Origin of the sequence: Fibrobacter sp. (assembly GCA_017503015.1) — a bacterium.
In the GTDB taxonomy this organism is placed as follows: domain Bacteria; phylum Fibrobacterota; class Fibrobacteria; order Fibrobacterales; family Fibrobacteraceae; genus Fibrobacter.
Map to the genome: position 1 here is coordinate 23,675 of JAFVTX010000008.1, position 16,070 is coordinate 39,744.

The 16,070-nt window shown below is 54.7% G+C and carries 12 protein-coding genes; 4 read left to right on the forward strand and 8 right to left on the reverse strand.

Annotated features, from left to right (window positions below; all coding sequences use genetic code 11):
- Positions 1–16 precede the first annotated feature (16 nt).
- From pyrF to IKB43_01715, 4 genes are read right to left on the reverse strand one after another with little or no spacing between them, the layout of a single operon-like run.
- On the reverse strand, positions 17–922 hold the full coding sequence (gene pyrF, locus IKB43_01700; protein MBR2468858.1) for an orotidine-5'-phosphate decarboxylase: 906 nt from the start codon (positions 920–922) through the stop codon (positions 17–19).
- A complete protein-coding gene (locus tag IKB43_01705; protein MBR2468859.1) occupies positions 922–2,181 on the reverse strand; it encodes an RNA methyltransferase in 1,260 nt (419 codons plus the stop codon). Before IKB43_01705 ends, pyrF begins: the two co-directional genes overlap by 1 nt.
- Positions 2,178–4,046: a 1-deoxy-D-xylulose-5-phosphate synthase gene (locus IKB43_01710; GenBank protein MBR2468860.1), complete on the reverse strand. Its 1,869-nt coding sequence runs from the start codon at positions 4,044–4,046 to the stop codon at positions 2,178–2,180. The genes IKB43_01705 and IKB43_01710 overlap by 4 nt, the downstream gene beginning before the upstream one ends.
- Positions 4,046–4,933: a polyprenyl synthetase family protein gene (locus tag IKB43_01715; GenBank protein ID MBR2468861.1), complete on the reverse strand. Its 888-nt coding sequence runs from the start codon at positions 4,931–4,933 to the stop codon at positions 4,046–4,048. The genes IKB43_01710 and IKB43_01715 overlap by 1 nt, the downstream gene beginning before the upstream one ends.
- Positions 4,934–5,077: 144 nt before the next feature.
- Here IKB43_01715 and IKB43_01720 point away from each other — a divergent pair, with 144 nt between their 5' ends.
- Positions 5,078–7,444, forward strand: a complete 2,367-nt coding sequence (locus IKB43_01720; protein ID MBR2468862.1) for a sodium-translocating pyrophosphatase — start codon at positions 5,078–5,080, stop codon at positions 7,442–7,444.
- Position 7,445: 1 nt separating this feature from the next.
- Here IKB43_01720 and IKB43_01725 read toward each other — a convergent pair whose 3' ends face one another.
- Positions 7,446–8,780, reverse strand: a complete 1,335-nt coding sequence (locus tag IKB43_01725) for a GGDEF domain-containing protein (GenBank protein MBR2468863.1) — start codon at positions 8,778–8,780, stop codon at positions 7,446–7,448.
- Positions 8,781–8,840: 60 nt separating this feature from the next.
- Positions 8,841–9,920, reverse strand: coding sequence for a hypothetical protein (locus IKB43_01730; protein ID MBR2468864.1), 1,080 nt, complete (start codon positions 9,918–9,920; stop codon positions 8,841–8,843).
- Positions 9,921–10,161: 241 nt separating this feature from the next.
- Here IKB43_01730 and IKB43_01735 point away from each other — a divergent pair, with 241 nt between their 5' ends.
- Both IKB43_01735 and IKB43_01740 read left to right on the forward strand, forming a co-directional pair.
- Positions 10,162–10,443, forward strand: coding sequence for a hypothetical protein (locus tag IKB43_01735; protein ID MBR2468865.1), 282 nt, complete (start codon positions 10,162–10,164; stop codon positions 10,441–10,443).
- Between the two features lie 36 nt (positions 10,444–10,479).
- Complete coding sequence (locus tag IKB43_01740) at positions 10,480–10,926, forward strand: c-type cytochrome (protein ID MBR2468866.1); 447 nt, start codon at positions 10,480–10,482, stop codon at positions 10,924–10,926.
- Between the two features lie 34 nt (positions 10,927–10,960).
- On the opposite strand, the gene IKB43_01745 is transcribed toward IKB43_01740, so the two are convergent.
- Together IKB43_01745 and IKB43_01750 are read right to left on the reverse strand one after the other, a co-directional pair.
- A complete protein-coding gene (locus IKB43_01745) occupies positions 10,961–12,856 on the reverse strand; it encodes a hypothetical protein (GenBank protein ID MBR2468867.1) in 1,896 nt (631 codons plus the stop codon).
- 453 nt (positions 12,857–13,309) lie between these two features.
- Positions 13,310–14,509, reverse strand: coding sequence for a hypothetical protein (locus IKB43_01750; GenBank protein ID MBR2468868.1), 1,200 nt, complete (start codon positions 14,507–14,509; stop codon positions 13,310–13,312).
- A gap of 293 nt (positions 14,510–14,802) precedes the next feature.
- Between IKB43_01750 and IKB43_01755 the strand changes: the two genes are divergently transcribed.
- On the forward strand, positions 14,803–15,807 hold the full coding sequence (locus IKB43_01755; protein ID MBR2468869.1) for a virulence RhuM family protein: 1,005 nt from the start codon (positions 14,803–14,805) through the stop codon (positions 15,805–15,807).
- Positions 15,808–16,070: the final 263 nt, after the last annotated feature.

Genomic DNA, 16,070 nt, shown 5'->3' on the forward strand with positions numbered 1-16,070 from the left:
TTTCACATTACACATCCTATAAGTTACAGGCCTCTGCGAGTTTTTCGAGGGCGTCGATGCAGTCGCTTGCGAAGTTCGCCGGGTTGCCGCTGCGCTGGTAGGCGAAGTTCAGACCGCTACTGCTGTTGAGCACGTGGAACTTGCGCTTGCCGCCGCCGTTGGCAATGGCGGTAAGTACCGTCTTGGCGTCGCCGCCCTGACCGCCGGGCACGCCAGGAATGGACACGCCCGGAATCAAGAAGGGAATCTCGTGCTTGTGGGCTACGGTGTAGGCCGTAATCTTTTCAAGCTCTTCGGGATGGGTAGCTCCGACGACTGCGCCCAGGTATCCGAAGTTTCCGTCCCATTCCATAATCTTGTCGGCTACGGAATAAAACGCTTCGGCCTTGTCCCGAGGGTCGTCGCTACGGACCACAGGCAGGTCCTGAAAATCGTGGGCGCCCTTGTTGCTCGTGCGGAGCAGCACGTAGGCGCCATGCTCGTCGGCGTTCGTTTCGGAACTGCGGATAAACGGCCCTACGGAATCGGCGCCCATCCAGGGAGAAACCGTGACGGCGTCCGCCTTGTAAACATCGTAGGCGGCGGTGGCGTAGGCGGCGCTGGACTTGCCGATGTCGCCGCGCTTGGCGTCGAGAATTACCGGAATACCGGCACTGCGGTAATCGGCAATCAGCTGCTGCAGTACCAGCATGGCCTGCACGCTCACGCATTCGTAGTAGGCACTGTTGGGCTTGACTACAGCCGGCTGCACACCCCGTTTCAGGGCGCATTCCAAAATTTCGGAATAGAAACGCTTGATCTTGTCTTCGGCAGAGCCATCAGGGCAGCAGGGGTCAATCAGCTTGAGCACAGGATCCATGCCCAGGCAAATCGGGTTTCCGCACTTGGCAATGCGTTCTTCTAAACGGGCCTGAAAGTTCATTACTTCAGCTCCTCTTGAATCTGGGCGGCCTCGTAGCTGAGAATGCCGTGAGCTACCGCCACGTTCAGGGATTCCAGTTCGCTGCTCATGGGAATCTTTACCGTCTCGTCGGCCAATTCGATAAAGTAGGGGTTGGTGCCCGCACCTTCGTTACCCACCAAGAAAGCCATCTTGCGGAGCTTGCGTTCCGGAATCTGGCGCAAGGACTGCTTGGCATGCAGGTCGGTCGCAATAATCGTGTATCCCTTGCTGCGCAAGAAATTAATCTGGTCAATCAAGTCCACGTCGAATTCGAAAGGAACACGGAGGAAAGTTCCCGACGAACCACGGACCACCTTCGGGTTGAAGGGGCTCACGGTACCGCGGCCAAGAATCATGCCGTCAGAACCGAAGCCGAGGCTCGTGCGGAACAGCGTTCCCAAGTTGCCCGGGTCCTGCACCGCATCCACAAGAGTCAGCACGCTGCGGCTAGATTCGTAGTTGGGCTTGGTATTTGCAATACGGCAGTGGGCGATAATGCCCTGGGGAGTTACCGTAGAGCTAATCTGCTTCATCTGGTCGGCAGGCATGTCATGGAGGGTGATCCCTGCCTCGTTGATGAGGTCCAGCAGAGTTTGGTCCTCGAAACCTTCGACGGCGTAAACGGCAATGACCAGCTCGCGATGGTTTTTTACCAGCTCGGTCACCACATGGACTCCTTCGCCCAAGAAACGGCCTTCGCGTTCGCGGCCCTTTTCTGTGGTGAGGGCCAGGAGCTTCTTGAACCAGGGCGGATTGCCGGCGGTTTCTTCTACGGTTTCCGCCTGGGCTACGCGGGCTTCCAGAACGGATTCGTCCAGGTTTTCGTCCTGGAAGGCGTCGGACTTTTGTTCCGGACGCTGGCGGTAAATGGGCCTGCTGGACTTTTCAAAACCGGCCTTGTCGTACCCGCGGAAAGGGCGGTCTCCATCGCGGCGGCGGTCATGACCAAACCTTTCGGAACGGCCGAAGGGCCTGTCGTCAAAACGGCGGGGACGGCGTTCGCGGTCAAAGGGCTTGCGCTCGCGGTCGAAACGGCGTTCCCCTGTGCGGCCTTCACGGAGGCTTCCGTCTTCGCGAAGTCCACGGGGGCGGTCCCCGCGGGGGCCACGGCCAAATTCCCTATCATCGCCGGTTCTTTCTTCGCGGCGGGGGCGGCGTTCATCACGGCTTTCGCTGACGCCGAACTTGCGGTCCAAAGTTTTCCTTATGGTACGCGGGGTCTTGTTTTCTTCGCTCATAGTTTTTCCATCAGTTGTTCGGCGACAGATTCGCCATCGATTTTCAAGAGTTTGTAAAGGTTCTTGATTTCACCTTGCTCCACGAAATTATCCGGGATTCCGAACCGGAAGAACTTCTTGCCTGAATATCCAAGATCTGCGGCGAGCTCCATCACGGCAGAGCCAAAGCCGCCTACTAAGGTGTTGTCCTCGAGAGTGACAATGGTGTCGTGACTTTCGAACAGGCTGCGATAACATTCGGTGTCCAGGGGCTTCACCAGACGGGCGTCCACGAGAGTGGGGTTATGCCCATGCTCGCGAAGAATCTTCGCCGTCTTCTTCAGTTCATTGGTCATGAACCCGGCGCCCAAAAGCAGAATGTCCTTGCCCTGTTCCAAGACCTTCGGGAGCTTCACATCTACTGTCGCAGGCGGCTCCAAAAGCTTCTCGGCAAGGGCAGTCCCGCGGGGGTAACGGATAGCCACAGGGCCTTCCATATCGATGGAAGCCTTCAGCATATCCCGAAGTTCGTTTTCATCGCTGGGCGCAAGAATGGTCATGCCCGGCACCGTGCGGAGGAACGACAGGTCAAAGGTCCCGTGATGGGTAGGCCCGTCGGCGCCCACGAGGCCTGCGCGGTCCAGCACGAACACCACGTGCAGTTTCTGCAGGGCCACGTCGTGCATAATCTGGTCGTAGGCCCGCTGCATAAAGCTGGAATAGATAGCCACCACCGGCACCACTCCGTCGCAGGCAAGGCCTGCGGCAAAGGTCACCGCATGCTCTTCGGCAATGCCCACATCTATCACCCGGTCGGGCAGTTCCTTGGCCACAATGTCCAGGCCGCAGCCCGTAGGCATGGCGGCCGTAATCCCGATAATGCGGTCATCCTTCTTGGCCAGTTCCAACAGGGTCTTTCCGAACACGCTGGTAAGAGATGGGTTCGGACTGCCCGGCGAAAGGGGGAGCCCGCTTTCGGGGTCGAAAGGTCCTGTGCCGTGGAACTTGGTGGGGTTCTTCTCGGCGGCGTTCAGCCCACGGCCCTTCTCGGTCAGAACATGGACCAGGCAAGGCCCCGGTTGGGACTTGACCCGCTCGAGAATCATGATCAGTTCGTTGATGTCGTGACCGTCGATAGGCCCGAAATAGCGGATACCCAGGTCTTCGAAGAAAGCCCCCGGCTTCACGGCGTTCTTCGCCGCGTTTTCCACCTGCAAGAACAAATCGCGGAACCTGCTCCCTAGCACACCTGGGAGCCTTGTCATGAGGCGGTCCAAATCGGAGCGCATCTTGTTGTAGACCGGGTCGGATATCACGCGGTTCAGGTACTTGCTGAACCCGCCCACATTGGGAGCGATGCTCATCTTGTTGTCGTTCAAGATGATGGTCATGTTCTGCTTCGAAATACCCGCGTTGTTCAGGGCCTCGTAAGCCATACCGCCGGTCATGGAGCCGTCACCGATGACAGCCACCACGTTGTTCTTGCGGTTAAAGTGGTTGCGGGCCACAGCAAAGCCAAGAGCCGCCGAAATGGAGGTGGTGGCATGTCCTGCGCCAAAGCAGTCGTACTCGCTTTCGCAGCGTTTCAAGAATCCAGAGATGCCGCCCTGCTGGCGGAGCGTGTCGAACCGGTCGTAGCGGCCCGTCAAAAGCTTGTGCACATAGGCCTGGTGCCCTACGTCCCAGACAATCTTGTCTTCGGGAGCGTTGAACACGTAATGGAGGGCGATGGTCAGTTCTACCACCCCGAGGCTAGACGCCAAGTGGCCGCCATGCTTGGCCACCTGACCAATGATGGTCTCGCGTACCTGGGACGCCAGGTTATAAAGTTCCTCCACAGAACAATGCTTGATGTCCTCGGGAGACTTTATGTCTTTCAGTTCCATTACTTAACCCGGGTGATAATGAATGCGGCTATGGCCCGAAGGATTTCGGTATCGCAGGAAAGGGAATCCAGAGACTTGATGGACTCTTCGAAGAGTTCCTTGGCCTTTTCCCTGGAGCGGTCAAGCCCCACCACAGAGGGGTAGGTGGCCTTGCCCTTCTCGATGTCGGAACCGGCATCCTTGCCCAGTTCTTCGGTAGTGGAGACAATGTCCAGGATATCGTCCACAATCTGGAACGCAAGGCCGATGGACTTGCCGTACTTGCGGATGACCTGGATATCGGCATCGCTTGCACCGGCAAGCATGGCGCCTACCTGCAAGGCCGCCTCGATAAGGGCCGCCGTCTTGTGGTAATGGATGTAGTCCACCGTTTCCAGGTCCACTTCCTTGCCTTCGCACTCGATGTCGATCATTTCGCCGCCGATAAGGCCGTAGGTGCTGAGCAGGTGGGCAAGGACTTCGATTGCACGGGCGTTTCCTGTCTTGCCCATGAGTTCAAAAGCGAGCACGCAAAGGGCATCTCCTGCCATTACGGCCGTAGCCTCGCCAAACTGCTTGTGGCTGGTGGGCTTTCCCCTGCGGAAGTCGTCGTTGTCGATACAGGGCAGGTCGTCGTGAATGAGGGAGAAGGTGTGGATCATCTCCAGAGCGACCATGGCGAGCTCAACGCCTTCGCCCTTGCCGCCGAACATGTCAAAAGTAGCCCTAACAAGGGCAGGACGCAGGCGCTTACCGCCCGCCAGCATAGAATAGCGCATGGCCTCGTGCAACCGGCAGGGCTGATCCGTCACCGGAGGGAGGTACTTGTCAAATAGGGCTTCCGCCTCTACAGAAATCTTGGACAGATAGTCCTGAGCAATAGCTGCTTCTTTTTCAATAGACTGCATACCCCCAAAGATACTTAAATCAGGGGGGCCCCCTATCCCGTTTTACCCCCATTTTATCCCCTTTTTCCCCGTTTCGTCATAAATAAATGGACCGAGTTGTGCTTTTTTCTTTTTTTGGAGATAGATTTCAAATAGGAGGTTCCCATGACTACGATTCCCAGTTTTTGGTTCCTTGTTCCTGTCGCGGCCCTGTTCGCCCTCGTTATGGCCTACCTGTTCTACAGGGCCATGAAAAAAGCTCCCGATGGCAACCGCAAAATGAAAGCCATCGCCCACTTTGTGCGGGTGGGGGCGTTTGCCTACCTGAGGCGCCAATACAAGACCGTCTCCATCGTCTTTACGGTGCTGTTCGCGGTGTTCGTGGTGCTCGCCATCATGGGCATCCAGAACCCCTTTGTGCCGGTGGCGTTCCTTACCGGCGGTTTCTTCAGCGGCCTGTGCGGTTTTCTGGGCATGAAGACCGCCACCTACGCAAGTTCCAGAACGGCCCAGGGCGCCATGAGCAGCCTGAACCGGGGGCTTGTCATCGCCTTCAGAAGCGGGGCCGTCATGGGCCTTGTGGTGGTGGGCTTTGGCCTGCTGGACATTTCGGCGTGGTTTATCTTGCTGAATTACATCTATGACCACAACGTGTTCGGTTTCGGCGCCGACATTGCAAACAAACTAGCACTAGGAGAATGGAGCGAGTCCTTCCTGCAAAATGACGCCTGGCTCCACGGCAAGATGGTAGAAATCACCACCACCATGCTGACCTTCGGCATGGGAGCCTCTTTGCAGGCGCTGTTCGCACGCGTGGGCGGAGGCATCTACACCAAGGCGGCCGACGTAGGCGCCGACCTGGTGGGCAAGGTAGAAGCGGGAATCCCCGAAGACGACCCGAGAAACCCGGCCACCATCGCCGACAACGTGGGCGACAACGTAGGAGACGTAGCCGGCATGGGAGCCGACCTCTACGAATCATACTGCGGGTCCATCTTGGCGACGGCGGCTCTGGGGGCGGCTCTCCCCGGAGGCCTCAACTACGTAATCGCCCCCATGGTGGTGGCGGCCATCGGTATCGTGCTTTCGGTGGTGGGCATTTTCATGGTCCGCACCAAGGAAGATGCCACCACCAAGAACCTTCTCCACTCCCTCCTGACAGGAACGCTGGGCTCATCTATCATGATCCTCATCGCCCTCTTTGTCATGGTGAAACTTGGATTTATCGGCATGGGAATTTTCGGGGCGGTGCTTTCGGGCCTTGCCGCCGGCGTGCTTATTGGGCAGTTTACGGAATACTACACCTCCGACGCCTACAAGCCTACCAGGGGCATCGCAGGGCAGGCTAGGCTTGGAGCCGCCACCACCATCATCGACGGCATTTCGGTAGGCATGTTCTCTACGGGGCTCCCTGTGGTGACCATCGTGATTGGCATCATCGCCGCATTTGGATGCGCTGGTGGTTTTGAAAACATGGCCATGGGACTTTACGGCGTAGGCTTTGCGGCCGTGGGCATGCTCAGCACCTTGGGAATTACCCTGGCTACAGATGCCTTTGGGCCTATTGCCGACAACGCCGGCGGAAACGCCGAAATGGCAGGGCTTGACGCCAGCGTGCGCGCCCGTACCGACGAACTGGACATGCTGGGGAACACCACTGCCGCCACCGGAAAGGGATTCGCCATCGGGTCTGCGGCCCTTACCGCCATGGCGCTGCTGGCCTCTTATGTCGAAGAAATCAAGATATGGATTGGCCACCTGGCTACATCGGCCAAGGGCCTCTGGAACGTAGGCAGCGTCACCTTCGCGAACCACAGCCAGGACCTGGTAAATGCGGTAGCCAACATAGACGGTGCAAAGATTCTCGACGGCGGAAACCGCGCCGTCTCTGCCAGCGGCGAGCTTATCGGCCTTGTGGCCAGCAAGGCGAACTACGTGGACTTCATGAACATCTACAACCTGAACCTCATGAACCCGCTGCTGCTGGGAGGCATCTTCATCGGTGCCATGATGGCCTTCGTGTTCTGTGCCCTCACCATCAAGGCGGTGGGCCGTGCCGCCAGCGCCATGGTCGAAGAAGTCCGTCGGCAGTTCAGGGAAATCCCCGGAATCATGGAGGGTACGGGCCAGCCGGATTACGCCCGCTGCGTGGAGATTTCCACCGTAGGCGCCCAGCACGAAATGGTCATCCCGTCGCTTCTGGCAGTTGTGGTTCCGGTGCTGGTGGGGCTCTTTATGGGCGTGGCCGGAGTGTTCGGCTTGCTGGTGGGCGGACTTGCGTGCGGTTTTGCCCTTGCCACCATGCTGAACAATGCAGGCGGCGCCTGGGATAACGCGAAGAAATTCGTGGAAAAAGGGAACTACGGCGGCAAGGGCTCCGATACACACAAGTCCGCCGTCGTCGGCGATACCGTGGGCGACCCCTTCAAGGATACCGCAGGTCCTTCCCTGAATATCCTCATCAAGCTCATGACTATGGTGAGCGTCGTCTTTGCAGGAGTGATCGTCCGCTTCGGCGGGTTCCTGTTCTAGCCTACCTGGATTCGGACTTCTTGAAGGTGGCGCTGGTCACACGGTTGCGGCCTGCCTGCTTGGAGGCATACAGGGCCTTGTCCGCACGGTCGAACAGGCGCTTGGGATCTTCGCCCGCAACCATTTCGGCGATACCGAAGGAGCAAGTAACCACCTGCTGCTTGATAAGCTGAGTCGTCTCGATGGCGTGACGGAGCTTTTCGGCCAGGAACTGGGCGTTCTGGATAGGCGTGTCGCCGCAGAGGATCACGAACTCTTCGCCACCCCAGCGGACCAGGGCGTCGGTGTTACGGATCTTGCCCTGGATAAGCTTGGTGAGGTTCACCAGCACCTCGTCGCCAACGTTGTGGCCCCAGGTGTCGTTCACGTCCTTGAAATGGTCGATATCCAGAATCACGAAGGAAACGGGGCTTCCGTTCTTTACCAGTTCCTCGTGTTCACGCATAAGCACGCTGCTGAAGCCCGCACGGTTCAGGCAACCCGTCAGCGGGTCTTCCTTGCTGGACTTCTCGTATTCGCTCTTCTCGATTTCCAGGGCCTTCAGGTTCTTTTCCAGTTCCTCGCGCTTTTTCTTGTTGGAAGCCCGTTCGCGGCTGTAGTCGAAGAAGCGGATAATCAAGATGATCAAGAAGGTCACGAACCAGATAGCGACGATGATGGTCACCAGGTCTGCCCAGGCAATCTTCTTGCCCTTGAAGCAGAGGCCGCGGATTTCCATAGTGCCGTAGCCCAGGGGAGCGTTGGTGCCCGTCTGGATTTCGATAAGGGGCACGTTGGACAGGTCCACGCGGGCCTTGTGCACGTTGATTTCGTTCTGGGCCACCCACCAGCCCGCCACGCGGAATTCCTGGGGTACGAACACCGCAGGGTAGGTTTCTTCTAGCGGGAAAAATTCCAGTTCGTTGAATTTCAGGGAGCTTTCGTCGCCTTCGCGGTAAATGGACGGATCGTAGCTGCGCATGTAGAGGCGCACCGTTCCCTCGCCGCGAGGCTTAATCCACACGAAAATGCTGTCGTAGTGGGAAAGGTCCAATCCTTTGGTCTGGCCATCTCCCAGCAAAATCTTGATACCCGCAAAGGGGTAAGCGTAGCCTTCCCGCAGTTCGTAGTCCACCACCACGGAAGAATCCGTACGGATCAGTTTGACTGCGGAATTACCGCCGTCGGCGGAGTCCGTCTGGGCGATAATGTAGGGGTAGTCGGAAAGGTTCAAGAAGACAATGTCGTTCAGCCCCTTGTGGTAAGCCGTAAGGGCGATAACCGTAGCGGCAAGGAGCACAAAAATCAGGATGTTCATCCTGAACAGGGCATATATCTTTTCCATCAACCAAGACATCTAAAAGATTCCGTTAAACTTGCTTTCAAAATAATACAAAACTATTGCGAAAACAAGAGTTTACCTGCTCAAAAAGCCTCCCAATCGGCCAACCGTGAAACGGAGGGTCTGTGCAAGCTCTTCTTGGGAGTGTGCGGAGGGGTGACCGTGGAGCGCGGTGTTCTCTGTCTGGACCAACTTGTACTCCAGGTCCTTGAAGCCCTTCGCCTGCTGGTCTTCGAAAACCTGTTGCACCGCAGGAGTCATGGCGTCGTTAGGCCAGGTTTTGGTAGATACCAGCAGGAACTTCACCCCGGGGTGCAGTTTGCGGAGCTTGGCGAGCAAGGCGTCGTAGGTCGCCTTGAAGGCGGCAGGATCCGCGTAGGGAGGATTGCCCTGAAAATCGTTGATGCCCACTAAAATCACGATGACCTGGGGGTGAAATGTCTCGAAATTCCAGAGTTCGGATTCCCCCTGTTCCGCCGCACCAAAGACGGTGTAGTCGTAGAGCCTGCTCAAAGGCCAGTCGGGCACAATCCCGTCGTAGTTGCGGACAAGGCCGCGGCCGCTCACCGCGTTAATCTGAAAGTCCGCCTTGTATCCGTCGGCCAGCAAAAAGGCGTAACTCTTGGAAGTATTGGTCTTTTCGAAAACGGTTCCGTCTTCGGGGCCGTTCGCCTCGTTGCCGTAACCTACACTGTAGGAATCCCCGATAAATTCGATGCGGCGGTTAGAAGCCTTGGGCTTCGGTCCGAACTTGCCTCCCTTGCCGAGGTCGATACTGTAGAGGTTGATCTTTCCCGGATTGGACTCGCTGACCTTGATCAGGCGGAACTGGTGGACGCCTTCGCTCTGGACTTTTACCTTGTGGGTTTCGCGGGCGTCGATGACGAAATACTCGGCGGTCTTGCCGTCGATATCCAGACGGTAGCGGGCCTCCCCTTCCAGGTCAAAGGAAAGTTCCTTCGTGGTAGCGGCAAACTGGACCATGACTCCGGGAGCGCTTGCGGTAAGGGCCTGGGACGAAACTTGCCAGCGGCCCGTCAAGAGAACGTTTTCCAACAGGGGATGATTCATAGGACCTCCGAAAGAGAAGGTGAAAAAGCCGAACGCCAAAAGCAAGAGGGCGGCAAAGGAGATGTGCGTTTTTTCCGTGTTCATTTGTGCTGAACAATATATAAAATGAGGGACAGGAGGGAAGGTGTGAGTTGTGAGTGGTGAGTGGTGAGTTCGTATGGTCGCGCCTTTGGCGCCAAATTATATACTGAAAACCCATGACTGATAACTGATAACTATAATCTATCATTTTGATGAAAATTATGTATTTGACTTTATGGATTTGCAAAGGTATATTAGGGGCATAAGAAACAAACAATTCAAAAAGAACAGGGAGTTCAAAAAAATGAAAAAGCTTTTGGTCATCTTCGCACTGGTCGCCGCAACATTCGCTTCTGCCGAAAATACGCGGGCAATCCCCAATCAATCGATCAATGTGACGAGAAATTGCAAGGCCATCGTAGAACAGGCTTGGGTGTTCGGCACTGCCGTTCCTGCCCGCTGCCAGGCCTTCAATCTAGACCAATCTAACAAGGCCCAGTCCACTGTTAAGCAGACCTCCTCACGAAACAGCGTCGCTATAAAAGTGTCGAAGCACCGCTCCTCTATCGCCGCCAAGCAAGGCTAGGCGTAAATCCTACCCCCTAATTACTATATTCTCCCCATGCGCCGTTCGTTTAGAACCCTGGGAATCGCCCTCTGTCTTGCAGGCTACGGCCTGGTTCTTGGCGATCCGGCACCTGCAGGAGACGCGCCTGAGCCCGGTTCTCCCGGAGACACCCTCACCAGAGAAGACAAGCGCATGGCCTACCTGGTCTACAAGCTCCTGGACAAAGACGGAAAAATCAAGGGCGCAAACCTGGAGCGTGGCAAAAAACTCTTTTACCAGAACTGCAGGGGCTGCCACAATATCGACGGCAGACGAATCAATTTCACGCCGATGGAGGCAAAGCCCACCTACCTGGGGCAAAGGGCCCGGGAAGACATGCCCACATTCTGGTACCAGATGAATTTCGGTGACGAGACCCGGGAGGGCATGGAACCGTTTTACGACGAGCTCACGCTGGACGAAATGGTAGATATCGCGGGCTACGCCCAGACGCTGCCCTAAAAACGCTTTCGACTAAATCCGAACTAAGTCCGAACTAGACGGATTTTTTCTGCATGACCTTGACTTCTTGGATAAAGGAGAGAAGCAAGGGATGGTTTTCTTCGCTGCCCACTTCTTGAATTTCGGCGTTGAAAGGCGCCTTGGACAGGTGCAGGGAATGCACGTAGAAGGTGATTTCCTTCATCTTGTCGCTGCGCTTGCCGGGGTCCTTCACCTGGGCGCCCAGCAGGGTTCCCGTCACCTTCGCATAGCGAAGCACCTTCACCAGATCAAAGGTATCCAGCTTGCGGTAGAGACTCCCGTACTTGGTGGCGTCCAGCGAAGACTGCATGGACGATTCGTCCTGACCGCCGCGGAGCTCGTAGTCCGGCGTGCCCGCCTCGTAGTGCGGGATACAGAAATCCTTGCGCCATTCTTCCGTAGGAGCCTTCTCTGCATTTTCCAGAGCGCGAGAGGCATTGGGGCAAAAACCGTAACTTTCCAGAATGCTGAACACGCCCTCTTCCCGCTCCGGCTTAATCAAAAAGCCATAACCCGGAATGAACTCTTCCACGTTTTCCATGAACTGCGGGAAAGCCGAAAGCTCGTTCAGCGCCTTGGCGTCGTCAATCTTCAGCAGGCGCACCGTGCGGACCCGGGCTCCATAGAAGGATCCGTTCCATTCGTCCAGAGCCGAAGACACGTTGTCAGGCGTCTTGACGCCGTTCCTAAAATGCTCGATTTCCGATTCCGGAAAACCGCTGCGGAGCCCCGAAAGGTAAGTCTCCTTGTCCAGGCTGAAACAGAGGAAGGTCTCGTCGTTCTTGGACACCGCGAGGGTCGAAAGCACGAACAGGATTCTCGGCGACGTGCCTACGGAGGCCACAATGTCAAAGTTCGGGAGCACCGAAACAGACGCCTCGGGCATGGGCATCACCGAAGTCTCCAGCCATTCCAGGCCGCTTGCGTTCAGCGCCACCTGCTCCACCTTGTGCACGCCCTTCTGCCCGGAGAGGGTAAAGTCCACAAGTCCCAGGAGCCACGCTTCCCGCAGGGGGCGGGGCAGGTTTTCCCAGCCCAGGTGGCGGCTCTTGTCCAGAATGCGGAAGGTGGGGTCCAGCACCCAAAAAATCTGGGCGGCGTCCTGCACAGAGGTAACCGTGGAGAGGTTCTTGAAAAGGCTCTTGCAGAGCATGCGGTCTTTCTGGAAACGGACGCACAGCCACCAGGAGAGAATGTCCTGATGCAGGCGGAAACTGTTCTTCTTCAAAAAGTCAAGGGCCTTTTCCGAGGGGTAAAGGTTCGTGCCCACCAGGGAAAGCCAGCGGTTCTGGGTCAAGAAACTGAAAATCAGGGTCAGCTCCGATTCGGCGGCGCTAGACCACAGCTTGGAAGCCGATGTAAAGGAATCCAGGCAGAGCTGCCGGCTGCGGCGGTGCAGGGTCCCGTTGCCGTTCACCTTCAGTTCGCCCCGCTGGGCAAGTCCCAGCACCTTGCAAACGTGCCAGTCCAAAAGCACGCTGTAACCCACGTGTGTGCCCTTGGAAGGGTCCACCGGTTCGGGAACGTAACGGATGTTCTCCTCGAAATTCCTGAAACCGTAATACACGACAGCGGCAGGCGTCGAAGAACGCCACACCAAAAACTGCTGGCAAAGGGAAATCAAGAACTTCTGGAGCTCGGCGCTCTTGGCCGCCGGCACAGAAAGACGCAGCTCGTTGTAAGAAAGCCCGCGGCTCCCGCTCAGATAAATCAGGTCCAGACAATGCCGCTGCCAGCTCTCCAATTTTTGACGGATAGACTGCATGCGTTCTTCGCTGGAATAAAAGGATACTACCTCCGACTGAATCAAGGCGTTGTTCAGCAGGCCCTTCTTGCCATATGCCGTGGCGTGGACCTCACGCAGCATGGGCTTGGACATTCCATCGAAAAATACAGACAAATCCATCATAGCGCATCCCCTGAAATAGGGACGCAAATCTAGCAAAAAAAGTGCCTGCCGTCAAAGGGCGTTCCCCGTCCTGGGGCCGGGTCGGGTGCTGCTCGCCTCTCGTCACCCCGGACCTGATCCGGGGTCGGCTCATCGAGCCTTGCGATGTGTCATCCTGAGCGAAGCCCGTCAGGGCGAAGTCGAAGGATCTATCGCAAGTCTCGCCACAAAGGTGCGACGCCCCCTAACGCAGACGCGAGTGTGTAATGTGTAGTGTGGGGTGTGGAATGATTGTTTATCGGCGGGTTAGTCAGAGTCCTTAACGCAACAGACAGAAGAATCAATCGGAGACAGTCGCATCCATCATCAGACGAGGGCCTAGCTGTTCAATACGATAGGAGTTATATGTTCGTTCTTTTTTCTTACTCATATAGGTTATCCTCGTTTTTTGATTTTGCAATCTAAATTCATCTCTTAGTTTTCATAAACATAGTCTCTCGTACATCTGACTCCTACTATGGATCTATGTTTCGAATCAGGTACATATTTTCCCGTAATTTCTGCACCCTTTCTAACGTATCCAAATTCACCAGTTTCTATAGAGAACTTCAACACTTGAGCATGAGTATCATTTTCTTGAAGATTTCCATCCAAAACAGAGGGCAAGAACCAGGATGCATAGTTATTTCTCAACAAAATAGATAGTCCGGCAGCATCAACGCCCCCAGAAGCCTTAGAGACCGACAAAGAACCTCTTCCGCCAACAATTCCTACAGCCCATTCTCTCTTATTCGTTATATGCCACCCCTCTGGACAAATGCCCCTATATTGCCTTCCGTAGTCGTCGGCATCCAATATGAAAGGACACTCGACCGTATTAGTTTTGTGATCATTACATGCATAAGGGAAACCCATAACACCTGCCCAGGTGTACTGTCCACCGTAGAAATTATCGCAATACCACTCATCATCATCGTAACAGAATTTTATTGTATCCCCCTCAATGATTTCATCACCTTCTTTTAGAAATTTCCCGTAATTCAGATTCTGCGCAAAGACTTCAATTTTCTGCCCATTAGACAAAGTAAGCGTTCTTGTCTTGTAGACCTGATGGTCTCTTGGATCCTCGAATTCTCCATAACTCAGCTCGCTGTTGAATACGCTGTCCATAACGGGATAGTTGCTGGAGGAACTAGGAACATATTCACTCGCAGGAATATAATAGTTGTTGGAACAAATATAATCTACCCACGATTGGCTTGCCCTATCCCAAACACTTTTTATGTAACCTTCTTTTGAGCAAGCCATATCTTCGGTACTAGTGCTGGATTTTTTTTCTATGCTAGAACTACTAGCCCCACTATCAGACAAACCTGAAAATGCAGTCTTGCCACTTGATGAAGACTTGCTAGACGTTGTTCTACTTGAAGAACCGGCTTCCTCAGCAGAGGATTCAATCTTTTTAGTAGAGCTACTTGATTCGTCATCGCAATCCTTACAGACCGAAGATGAAGAATCGACCGCTGCATTTTCATCCGGTCCGTTGCTAGAGGCAGACGACGAATCGTCGCAGCCCCAAAGGGCGAAGAATGCCGCCAACATAAAGATGGTTAGAGATTGCTTCCCCTGAAACAAGCTCAGGGTCGCAATGACACGCTGGAAAGACTTCTTCATAAGAACATCCCCGTCTATAGTTTATCTTGTGAAATATAGGTAATGCCCCTGCCAAAGTCCATACCCCCCCCATTGTAAAATTTGGGTAACAAATTGGGGGGGGTGGCACCGAAAACAGAACTCTCGGCGGAAACGGTTCTTACTTGTAAAACATCGAGGGAGAGATTTGTTTAAAAATTTGCCCTTTCCTGGTTCTGTTTTGTATATTACCCCGCGAAAGTCGTATTTCCATATCCCATAGCAGCCAAAATAGGCTGCGGGCTATGGAAATACGACTTTTTTTTGGAGGTAAAATGAGCAAAAAGGATAAAATTGAGATTCCCGACCAGGTCGGGAACGAAAACAGGGGCGAAATCGTGCTTTACCAGCCGGAAGGCGAAGTCCGGCTGGAAGTGCGTGTAGAAAACGAGACGGTGTGGCTTACGCAAGCACAGATGGCTGCGCTGTTCGAAAGAGAGCGTTCCGTCATCGCAAAGCATATCAAAAACGTATTCAAGGAGGGCGAACTGGATTCAAAAGTGGTATGTGCAAATTTTGCACATACCACTCCCCATGGCGCAATTAAAGGGAAAATGCAGATTTCTGAGGTCGTCCTGTACAACCTTGACGTAATCATCTCTGTCGGCTATCGCGTTAAATCTATTGCTGGCACGCGTTTTCGCCAGTGGGCAAATCACGTCCTTAAAGACTACATGCTCAATGGCTATGTCGTGAACCAGCGAAAGCTATCGACCGATTTGCAGATTGCGGACCGTCTGCACGAACAGCGGCAACTCATCGAGAGCCAGGGAACAGAAATCGCGGATGTCCGGAAGTCTATTGCCGAACAGGATTCCCGGCTTTCTGCAGTCGAACAACGTATAGACTTTTTCGTGAATGCGGCACAAACTCCAACGGGTGGAATTCTTACGACTGGAACGCGGTTTGACGGGTTTATACTGATTTCGGATCTTGTGAAAACCGCCAAAAAATCCGTAGTATTCATCGACCCGTATGCCACCGTCGAGGTGCTAAAATTCGCGGCCATGCGGGCGAAAGGTGTCTCGGCGACAATCTACTCCCCGAGAATTACACCCGAATTCCAAGCTGCAGCAGAATTGCACAAAAAGCAGTACCCAAATTTAGAACTGAAGACCATGCGCACGATTCACGACCGTTTTCTTCTGGTCGATGACACTGTATATCTTTTTGGCGCAAGTTTCAAGGACATGGGTAACGAGATGACGGCTTTCAGCGTGCTGGATTTTGTGACACCGGAGGAAGTCATCGAGAAAGTGAGGGAAAGCACGAAGGGGTAAAAAAACTTAGCGAAAGACTCTCGGCGGAAACTCGCAGGGACTAACAGTCACAAGAGTTTCCTCCTGCAGAAACGATTTTTGCCCAAAAAAAGTCTTGACCGCAAAGCACTTGTGAACCAGAGCCATTTTTTTTGTTTATTGACCGAGATGTGAGTTTCTCGAGTGAACAGTCGAACGAAGTGAGTCCCTGTGAACGAGAGATATTCACATCGAGGGAGAGATTTGTTGAAGGAAACGCCCGCCAAAATAATAGCGGATCCTCG